This is a genomic window from Microbacterium sp. (genome assembly GCF_036277215.1).
In the GTDB taxonomy this organism is placed as follows: Bacteria; Actinomycetota; Actinomycetes; order Actinomycetales; family Microbacteriaceae; genus Microbacterium.
Map to the genome: position 1 here is coordinate 1 of NZ_DASUNI010000140.1, position 8738 is coordinate 8738.

Genomic DNA, 8738 nt, shown 5'->3' on the forward strand with positions numbered 1-8738 from the left:
GCCCGCAGTCGATCGAGCACCAGTTCCGCATCAAGGAGCTGCGCGACATGTTCGGCCCTCTCGTGCTGTCTCCGCAGCTTCCGGAGCGCACCTCGCTGCAGCAGGCGCAGGGCGCGGCGAAGCCGCTGCACATCTGGCCCGGAGACTCGGCGCAGGAGCTCGCCGCAGACTTCGACGCGCTGCTGGACCGCGTGATGCGCACCGGCCGCATCCCCGCCGCCGGCAACCCGGTCTGACCGCCGCGCGGCACCGGGGCTTCATCCGTCACCTCTGCACGCCGCGCGCGGCCATCCGCGTGCACGCGTGACGGATGAACTCCACACAGGCGGTCGCTTCAAGGAAGTGGTCAGCGCCTATCGTCGATCGCCCGCGATACGCGGCGAACGATCGATGCCGAGTCACGGAATACGTGATCTCGAGACACGCGGATAACCCTCCAGCCCAGCTCAGCCAGCCGCTCGTGCTTCTCGATGTCGCGCTGCCACTGACGCGCGTCCGTACGGTGCTGGTCACCCTCGTATTCGACCGCTATCCGAAGATCGACGTAGGCCAGGTCTACGCATCCGACGAATGACCCGTCGCGGTCGAACACGTCGTGATCCGTTCGCGGCTCAGGCAGCCCGGCATCCACGAGAATCAGGCGCACCCAAGTCTCCATGCGCGAAGCCACTCCGGGCCGGATGCGGGGCAGCGCGCTCCTGAGCACTGCGGCGCCGCCACGGCGGCCCGCACGCAACGCCGCCTCCAGTTCGTGGACCGTGCCCAACGCTTCACGTTCCGTCCTCGACACACGACCAGGGATGCGTGGGACGCGCACGATCGCATCTCCGACGGCGACGAGGTCGTACGGATGCGGCAGCATTCGTCCGAGCATCGCCCAGGTCGTCGCGGGGTCGGCAAGGCGCAGGCCGAGACGCGAATGCGTGACGACGCGTGACAGAGCAGGGTCGATCTGATGGCCGTGGATGCCGCGCAAGCGCGGTGCGCGTCCAGGCACGCTCACGTGGGGTCGCGCGTCGGGCAGCATCGGAAGCGGAAGATCCCAGAGCACGGCCGCCGTCGTATGGCTGAAATACTCCGCGGGATGCATGTGGGCGACGAAGCGGACTGCAGCCAGGACGATCGCGGCACGCTGTCGTCCGGCCGGGTGGTCGTGGACGAGCTCGTCCGAACTCGGGGCCCTGAGCCCACGGTACGGTCGATCGTGGGCGACGCTGTCGATCCAACGTCGCGGACGCCCTGCCCGCAACGCGTCTCCAACGAGAAAGACCGCACTTCGGTCCGGCATGTTCATCCACCCACTGTGCCGCGCAGCAGTCCCTGCACCCCGCAACTATCCACAGCCCGGGTCGTCGGCCATCGATTCATCCGTCACGCATGTACGGCATTCGGGCGCACGAGCGTCCATTGGTGACGGACGAAGGCGTCGGAGGCCGGAAAATACGTCGATGCGCGCGGCGGCAGAGGCCTCCGGGGCTAAGCGGTGCGGATCGCGCGACGCGCGGACAGCTCGTCGACGACCTCGGGCGCCTGCGCCTCGAAGTCGACCAGCGTCGACTCGACCTCGCGCAGCACCTTGCCCACGGCGATCCCGAAGACGCCCTGGCCGCGGCTGACGAGGTCGATGACCTCGTCGTTCGAGGTGCACAGGTACACCGACGCGCCATCGCTCATGAGCGTCGTGCCGGCGAGATCGCGGATGCCGGCGGCGCGCAGCTGGTCGACCGCGGTCCGGATCTGCTGGAGTGAGATGCCGGTGTCGAGCAGGCGCTTGACGAGCTTGAGCACGAGGATGTCTCGGAAGCCGTACAGCCTCTGCGACCCTGACCCCGAGGCCCCGCGGACGGTGGGCTCGACGAGCTCCGTGCGGGCCCAGTAGTCCAGCTGGCGGTACGTGATGCCGGCCGCGCGAGCCGCAACAGCGCCGCGATAACCCACTTCGTCGTCCATCTCGGGCAGTCCGTCGGTGAAGAGGAGGTCTGCGACGAACTTCGGTCCGTCCGCGTCGTGAGCGTTCATACGCTTCCTCCTTGATGATCGGACATGTCAACGCTAGATGAGGCCTGGCCGCCGGGCAACGACATCCGCCCCGAGTGGCTCGGCGTGTCGCGGCGGACGGCGGATCCGGGCGTCAGGAAAGCATGCGGTCGAGAGCCGCGCGGGCGAAGATCGCGCGCACCTCGTCGAGGCGTTTGGCCAGTTCCGGCGCTAGTTCGCTGGCACGAGCGCGGGATGCCGCATCCGTACGCCGCAGCAGGGGCGAGAGCGCCGACTCGACGAGCGCGACGTCGCGCTCGGCGCTCTGGCGGAGGGTTCGCACGTGGCGCGGCTCGATGCCGTGGCGGTCCAGCGCGACCAGCGCCCGCAGGATGGCGACCGCCTGGTCGTTGTACCCGTCGGCAGGTGTCAGCACCCCGGTGCTGATCGCATCGTTCAGCAGCTGCGGGGCGGCTCCCGCAGCGGCGAGCAGCTCCTCACGCCGGTAGCGCCGCGGCGCGGGGACGATCGAGGGCGGGACAGAGGTCGGCGGGGCGGGGTCGCGACCGGCGTCGACGTCGGCGAGATATTCGCGGATGACCACGAGCGGCAGGTAGTGATCACGCTGCAGGGTCAGGGCCAGCCGGAGCCGCTCGAGGTCGTCCTGCGAGAACTTGCGGTAGCCCGACTCGGTGCGGGTGGGGGTGACGATGCCCTGGACTTCGAGGAATCTCAGCTTGCTCGAGGTCAGGTTGGGGAACTCCGGGTTCAGCCGCGCGAGGACCTGACCGATGCTGAGAAGCCCCGCGGACGATGGACGTTCGCGGGCTGACGAGGACGGCATCAGCCGTCCGCCGCCTGAGGAAGGTCGGCGGGCGAGACGAAGAAGTTGAGCCGGAACTTGCCGACGCGCACCTCGGAGCCGTTCGTGAGGACGGCCCGGTCGACGCGCTCGCCGTTGACGTAGGTCCCGTTGAGCGAGCGCTGATCGACCAGCTCGAATGCGCTCGCGGTGCGGGTGATTTCGGCGTGACGGCGCGAAACGGTCACGTCGTCGAAGAAGATGTCGGCTTCGGGATGCCGCCCCACCGTGGTCACGTCGGTGTCGAGGAGGTAGCGGGCCCCGGCGGTGGGTCCCGAGCGGACGATAAACAGGGCGGATCTGGTCGGGAGCGCCTCGATGGCATCGAGTTCGGCGTCGGTCAGATCGCTCCCGAAAGGAACGAACGAGAGGTCGGAATCGTGCCCGAACGTCTGTGTCGTATCGCTGGGGCCGTGCGAATCACGCGCGTCGGCACCCGCTCCGGATGCCCGCCGGATCTCGTCCGGTCCGGGTCGGCGGTTGTCCTCCACGGTGTTCCTCCTCTGCAGTCCAGCGTATCGGATCGACCGGGTCCTGACAGGGCCGGTTCGCGGTCGAGCGAGACGCTGCGCAATGTTTCGTCGTGTGTCACCTGAGATGACCGCCGGAAGCCTGGCGCCTAGCCTGGCGAGTAACCGAACCTACTTCCAAGGAGACTCCCGTGTCGACCCCGCACCGCCACCTTCCGCCCCTGCAGGTGCGTGAGCGTGCTGCGTGCATGTGCGTCCACGGCGAGTCCTGCTCGACCTTCGCTCCCGGTCACGCGCTCCACCTGATCCAGGCACGCCTCGCATCGGCGACGCCGTCTGAGTGGCTCGACGCCATCGTCGAACTGTCGGATGCCGCGGACGGCGTGGTCGTGCTGCGCACGGTCGCCGACGCCCAGCGCGTCGAGGTGTGGAGTGGTTCCGGCGCGGCGCACGAAGTCGCGCCGGGAACTCCTGTCGCTCTGCACGGCCGCTACGGCGTGCTCGCCGTCGGGTCGCTGCGCTTCAACGTCGCGACGACGGCAAACGCCTAGCGCCGCCGCTGCGGCTCAGCCGCGCGAGCGGATTTGCGGCGGATCCCCGCCGCTGTCGAGGGCGTTCTGACCGAGGTCAGGCCATCTTCATCATGCTGTTCTTGAGCGCCATGCAGGCGTCCATGCACGCCTTGCACGACTGCGCGCACATCTTGCAGACTTCACTGTCGTCCGCGTGCGCCATGCACTCGTCCATGCACATCTGGCACATGGCCATGCAGGCGTCCAGCATCGACATCATGACCTCGGAGGTCATGCCCTGCATCCGCAGCATCGAGCGCATCATCGTGTTGCACATGTCCGCACAGTTCATGCACGCGGGGGCGCACGACATCATCTGCGTCGAACACACCGTACAGGCCTGCTCGCAAGCCGAGCAGGCGTCCATACAGGCCTGCATGAGCGACATGTCCATGGTGCTCATTCCGGGCATCGACATGCCGTCCTTGGACATCATGTCCATCATCATCGAGTCCACGTCGCACTCCTCTCGTTACTCTTCGCGGCGACGACCGCCGCCTATCGGAACGCTACTCCTCGGGGCCGCTCGCGTCACGGGGTCCCGTGCGCGCTCAGCAGGATTTCACACGCCCGACACAAGGGTCTGGCCTGCAGACGCGCTCGAACCTCTGTCGGCTCTGGCGCCGGTGCGATCCGCCCCGCGTAGCCTGGACAGGATGCCTACGAACACGCCTCCCCGCCCTCTCGTCCGCACGCTGATCGCGGCAGCGACCTCCGTCCTGCTCGCCGCGGGAGGCGTGCTGGCCGCGTCACCCGCGAGTGCGCACGACGAACTGGTCTCGTCCGATCCGGCCGCCGAGTCGTCCGTCGACGCGCTGCCCGCGCAGCTGACCCTCACCTTCAGCGGCGAACTCGCGACCGACCCCGGCGCGACCGAACTCTCCGTGACGGATGCCGCGGGCGCTTCCCTCGCGGACGGAGAGCCGGCGGTCGACGGCACGGTCGTGAGCCAGCCGCTCGGCGGCGCAGCATCCGGCGTCATAACGGTGCTGTGGAAGGTCGTATCCAGCGACGGACACCCGATCTCGGGCGAGCTCGCCTTCACGGTGATCGCCCCCTCGACGCCCACACCCACACCCACTTCTGCACCGACCGCCACCGCGACCCCGACCGAGGATCCCACCCCGGAAGCCACGCCGACTCCCAGCGAAACGTCGGTCCCCGCCGCCGACACGGGGGATGCCGCTCTGCCGTGGGTCCTGTTCGCGCTGCTCGGTGTCGCGGTGGTGGGTGCGGTCACCTACCTGCTGGTGTCGCGCGCGCGCCGGCAGAGGGCGCTCGAGCAGCCGCCGATTTCGGGAGCGGGCGGCGCCGCTCCGGGCGGCTCTCCGTCCGATTCCGGCTCCCCCGCCGACCGATAGGCTGGAACCATGCCTCATTACGACGTCGTCATCCTCGGCGCCGGCCCCGGCGGTTATGTCGCGGCCGTCCGAAGCGCTCAGCTCGGTCTCTCGGTCGCGATCATCGAGGAGAAGTACTGGGGCGGTGTCTGCCTGAATGTCGGGTGCATCCCCTCCAAGGCCCTGCTGCGCAACGCCGACCTCGCGCATGTGTTCCACGACCAGGCCGAGCTCTTCGGCATCTCGGGCGACGTGTCGTTCGACTTCGGCGTCGCATGGGACCGCAGCCGAAAGGTGTCCGAGACGCACGTCAAGGGCATCCACTTCCTCATGAAGAAGAACAAGGTCACCGAGTACGAGGGCCGCGGCACCTTCACGGGCCCCAACGCCATCACGGTGGCGAAGTCCGACGGCACGACAGAAGAGGTCACCTTCGACAACGCGATCATCGCCACGGGCTCCCGCGTGCGTCTGCTGCCGGGCGTGCAGCTCAGCGAGAACGTCGTGACGTACGAAGAGCAGATCATGACCCGCGGCCTTCCCGGCTCGATCGTCATCGTCGGCGCCGGTGCCATCGGCATGGAGTTCGCCTTCGTCATGGTCAACTACGGCGTCAAGGTCACGATCATCGAGTTCCTCGACCGCGCGCTCCCCAACGAGGACGCCGACGTGTCGAAGGAGATCGCACGCCAGTACAAGAAGTACGGCGTCGACATCCTCACGTCGACGAAGGTCGAGACGGTGGTCGACTCCGGCGACAAGGTCACCGTCACGTACACCGACAAGGACGGCGGGCAGGGCTCGATCGAGGCCGACAGGGTGCTCATGTCGATCGGCTTCGCCGCGAACGTCGAGAACTTCGGGCTCGAGGCCACCGGCGTGAAGCTCACCGACCGCGGTGCGATCGAGATCGACGACTACATGCGGACGAACGTCCCGCACATCTACGCGATCGGAGACGTCACCGCGAAGCTCCAGCTCGCCCACGTCGCCGAGGCGCAGGCCGTGGTCGCCGCCGAGACGATCGGCAAGGCCGAGACGATGACGCTCGGCGACTACCGGATGATGCCGCGGGCGACGTTCTGCTCCCCTCAGGTCGCCTCGTTCGGTCTGACCGAGCAGCAGGCGCGGGACGCCGGATACGACGTGAAGGTGGCCAAGTTCCCCTTCTCCGCCAACGGCAAGGCGAACGGACTCGGCGAGCCGATCGGCTTCGTCAAGCTCATCGCGGACGGTGAGCACCTCGAGCTCCTCGGCGGCCACCTCATCGGCCCCGACGTGTCGGAGCTTCTGCCCGAGCTCACGCTCGCACAGAAGTGGGACCTCACGGCCCTCGAGGCGGCGCGCAACGTGCACACGCACCCGACACTGTCGGAGGCCGTGCAGGAGGCGTTCCACGGCCTGGCCGGCCACATGATCAATCTTTGACGCGCGGCGATCGATGCGGCGACGCAGAGTTCATGCGCTGCGGGTCAAGGTCGACTAACCGCCGCAGGCGGCGGATCGAGACCTCGAGTCAGTAACCGAGCGCCCGCGCGAGTTTCGAAGCGGATGCCGCCGCCCGACCTCCCGCGGTGAGCACCGCTTTCTCCACCGCGGAGAAGAACGCCCGCGGGTCGGCGGGAGCCGCGTCCCCGAGCTCGATCTCCCATTCGCGCCACGTGCGCACCACGCCGGTCCGCACGTCGGTCGCGGTGACGCGATCGTCGACGAACTCGGCGACGACTCCCCCCTGCGCGGACTGCAGTGCGTACGCGGTCCGGGTGTTCAGAATGCGAGCGATGAGGCGGAGGTCGGCATCCGTCACCGACGCGACAGCAGCGCGGACCGTCGCGGGCACGGGCTCGTCGTCCGGCTCGCCGAGCGGCCAGCCGAGCTCGGTGCGTCCGCCGCCGATGCGGGGTCCTTTGATATGCCAACCGGCGTCCGGCCCACCGCTGCGCCGGCGGATCGCGTAGCCTGCCGCGGCCAGCGCGAACTCCGCGGTGTCGTAGTACCGCGCGTCGAGGTCACGCCGTTCCGGCGGACCCACCGACGCGACACCGGGCAGTGCGGCCCAATCCGGCAGCGGCGTGCCGTCGTCGGCGTCGAACTTGAGCTCGACCTCGACGGATCGCGAAGGATCCGCGGAAGGACCGCTCGAGTCAGCGGCGGTCACGCGGCGAGTCGCCGTACGGGTCGATGTCGTCGTGGGCCTCGACGAACCAGAACTCGGCCTCGGCCGGGCCGTCGTGGTCGCCGGTGTGCTCCAGATCTCCCTTGCGCATGTAGACCACCTGGGTCTCGCTGTAGGGAACGATGAGCCGGTCGAGGTCCGGATTCTCCAGCGGGAGGAGCTGCCCGTCGAGGGGTCCGCCGTGCAGTCGCGCAATAGCCATGGATCGAGCCTAGTCCTGGGTTCCCCGATCGTCGGGAAGTCAGTCGGTGGATGCCAGAACGAGCAGGGAGCTCGTCGCCGTCGCGACCGCGCGGCCCGCGGCATCCGTCAGTTCGCCCTCGGTGAAGATGACACGCCGGCCGGGCTTGATCACGCGGCCGGTCGCGCGCAGTACTCCAGACGAGTGGGTGATGGGGCGGAGGTAGCGCACGTTCAAGTCGATGGAGGTGTAGCCGACGCCGGCGGGAAGAGTCGTGTGGCCGGCGCAGCCCAGCGCCGAATCGAGCAGCGTGCACGCAAGTCCGCCGTGGACGGCGCCGATCGGGTTGTAGTGGAACTCGGCCGGCTCGCACTCGAACATCGCGAACCCGTCGCGGACCTCGATGAGCGAGAAACCCATCATCCGCGCTATCGGCGGGGGCGGGATGGCGCCGTCGATCATCGCCTGCAGAGCGTCCAGACCGGTGCCCGCGTTGCGCGACTGCTCGAGCGCCTTCGCGGGGTCGGCCCAGTCGAAGGTCCGGGAGCGGCTGTCGGTCATGAACAGATCCTGCCGCACGCGCCGCCGGTGCGGGCGGATCCGCCGCGGTGCAAGCGCTTGCATACGGTGACTTAGACTCGGACGGTGAAGGCCATCCGTACATTCACCGTCCGCCCCGTCCTCGCCGAATCGCTCGCGCCCCTCGATCGCCTCGCCTCCAACTGGCGCTGGTCGTGGAGTCGAGCGACGCACGCGCTGTTCGCGTCGATGAACCCGGATCTGTGGGAGCGCACCGGCGGAAATCCCTCGCGGATGCTCGGCGCGCTCGGGCAGGCGCGGCTCGACGAGCTGGCTCGCGACGAAGACTTCGTCGAGCGTGTGCGCGACGAGGCGGATCGACTCGACGCGTATCTCGGCGGGAACCGGTGGTTCCAGCAGCTGGACGGCGCCAAGCCGACCGGCATCGCGTACTTCTCACCTGAGTTCGGGGTGGACGGCTCGCTCCCGCAGTACTCGGGCGGCCTCGGCATCCTGGCGGGCGATCACCTCAAGAGCGCCTCCGACCTCGGCGTGCCCCTCACCGGTGTCGGTCTGTTCTACCGCTCCGGTTACTTCCGCCAGTCGATCGGTGACGACGGCTGGCAGCGCGAGAGCTACCC

Annotated in this window: 12 protein-coding genes and 1 pseudogene; 5 read left to right on the forward strand and 8 right to left on the reverse strand. The window is 68.6% G+C overall.

The genetic code is table 11. The features are described from left to right. Nucleotides 1-236: pseudogene (locus VFX99_RS07245) on the forward strand (ParA family protein); the annotation flags it as partial. 110 nt (nt 237-346) lie between these two features. Here the strand turns inward: VFX99_RS07245 and VFX99_RS07250 are convergent. The 4 genes from VFX99_RS07250 to VFX99_RS07265 all read right to left on the reverse strand — a co-directional run bounded on the left by VFX99_RS07250 (nt 347) and on the right by VFX99_RS07265 (nt 3330). Continuing rightward, entirely contained in the window at nt 347-1294 is a 948-nt protein-coding gene (locus VFX99_RS07250; protein ID WP_329665631.1) for an endonuclease domain-containing protein, read from the reverse strand. A gap of 182 nt (nt 1295-1476) precedes the next feature. Then, nucleotides 1477-2019, reverse strand: a complete 543-nt coding sequence (locus VFX99_RS07255) for a MerR family transcriptional regulator (protein WP_329665632.1) — start codon at nt 2017-2019, stop codon at nt 1477-1479. Nucleotides 2020-2131: 112 nt separating this feature from the next. After that, nucleotides 2132-2821: a MerR family transcriptional regulator gene (locus VFX99_RS07260; RefSeq protein WP_329665633.1), complete on the reverse strand. Its 690-nt coding sequence runs from the start codon at nt 2819-2821 to the stop codon at nt 2132-2134. Then, entirely contained in the window at nt 2821-3330 is a 510-nt protein-coding gene (locus tag VFX99_RS07265) for an FHA domain-containing protein (RefSeq protein ID WP_329665634.1), read from the reverse strand. The genes VFX99_RS07260 and VFX99_RS07265 overlap by 1 nt, the downstream gene beginning before the upstream one ends. 170 nt (nt 3331-3500) lie before the next feature. On the opposite strand from VFX99_RS07265, the gene VFX99_RS07270 reads away from it, so the two are divergent. Then, the gene (locus tag VFX99_RS07270; protein WP_329665635.1) at nt 3501-3860 is read left to right on the forward strand and encodes a hypothetical protein; all 360 of its coding nucleotides are present in this window, start codon (nt 3501-3503) and stop codon (nt 3858-3860) included. A gap of 76 nt (nt 3861-3936) precedes the next feature. Here the strand turns inward: VFX99_RS07270 and VFX99_RS07275 are convergent, their stop codons facing one another. Further along, a complete protein-coding gene (locus VFX99_RS07275) occupies nt 3937-4329 on the reverse strand; it encodes a hypothetical protein (protein ID WP_329665642.1) in 393 nt (130 codons plus the stop codon). A 208-nt stretch (nt 4330-4537) separates the two neighbouring features. Here VFX99_RS07275 and VFX99_RS07280 point away from each other — a divergent pair, with 208 nt between their 5' ends. Together VFX99_RS07280 and lpdA are read left to right on the forward strand one after the other, a co-directional pair. After that, nucleotides 4538-5242 carry a copper resistance CopC family protein gene (locus VFX99_RS07280; protein ID WP_329665636.1) on the forward strand — a complete coding sequence of 235 codons (705 nt, stop codon included), beginning with the start codon at nt 4538-4540 and terminating at the stop codon, nt 5240-5242. A gap of 9 nt (nt 5243-5251) precedes the next feature. Then, on the forward strand, nt 5252-6649 hold the full coding sequence (lpdA, locus tag VFX99_RS07285; protein ID WP_329665637.1) for a dihydrolipoyl dehydrogenase: 1398 nt from the start codon (nt 5252-5254) through the stop codon (nt 6647-6649). Nucleotides 6650-6737: 88 nt separating this feature from the next. On the opposite strand, the gene VFX99_RS07290 is transcribed toward lpdA, so the two are convergent. From VFX99_RS07290 to VFX99_RS07300, 3 genes are read right to left on the reverse strand one after another with little or no spacing between them, the layout of a single operon-like run. Continuing rightward, on the reverse strand, nt 6738-7379 hold the full coding sequence (locus VFX99_RS07290) for a CYTH domain-containing protein (RefSeq protein WP_329665638.1): 642 nt from the start codon (nt 7377-7379) through the stop codon (nt 6738-6740). Continuing rightward, nucleotides 7366-7599 carry a response regulator gene (locus VFX99_RS07295; RefSeq protein ID WP_329665639.1) on the reverse strand — a complete coding sequence of 78 codons (234 nt, stop codon included), beginning with the start codon at nt 7597-7599 and terminating at the stop codon, nt 7366-7368. The genes VFX99_RS07290 and VFX99_RS07295 overlap by 14 nt, the downstream gene beginning before the upstream one ends. A gap of 39 nt (nt 7600-7638) precedes the next feature. Then, on the reverse strand, nt 7639-8202 hold the full coding sequence (locus tag VFX99_RS07300; RefSeq protein ID WP_329665640.1) for a PaaI family thioesterase: 564 nt from the start codon (nt 8200-8202) through the stop codon (nt 7639-7641). A gap of 21 nt (nt 8203-8223) precedes the next feature. On the opposite strand from VFX99_RS07300, the gene VFX99_RS07305 reads away from it, so the two are divergent. Continuing rightward, nucleotides 8224-8738, forward strand: a 515-nt coding sequence (locus tag VFX99_RS07305) for a DUF3417 domain-containing protein (protein WP_329665641.1), incomplete at its 3' end; no start/stop codon positions are given.